This window comes from Methylobacterium platani (assembly GCF_001653715.1).
Classification (GTDB): domain Bacteria; phylum Pseudomonadota; class Alphaproteobacteria; order Rhizobiales; family Beijerinckiaceae; genus Methylobacterium; species Methylobacterium platani.
In genome coordinates, this window is record NZ_LWHQ01000129.1 from 1,846 (window position 1) to 2,106 (window position 261).

Consider the following 261-nt stretch of genomic DNA (forward strand, 5'->3'; position numbering starts at 1 on the left):
CTTCGCCTCGCTGTTCCTCGGGGCGCTCGCCGGCAAGATCTTCGTGATGCTCGCCCCGCCCCTCGTCGCCATGGTGCTGCCGCCGGCGACCTACGCGGTGGTGGGGATGAGCGCGCTCGCCGTCGCGGTGATCGGCGGGCCGATGACGATGACCTTCCTGGCGCTCGAGGTGACGGGCGACTTTCCCATCGCCGGCCTGGTGCTGGTCGCCGTGATCGCCTCCTCGCTCACCGTGCGCAAGACCTTCGGCTACTCCTTCGC

Annotated in this window: 1 protein-coding gene; it reads left to right on the forward strand. The window is 70.1% G+C overall.

The features are described from left to right. On the forward strand, window positions 1-261 hold a 261-nt coding region (locus A5481_RS35605; RefSeq protein WP_245298694.1), incomplete at both ends, for a chloride channel protein.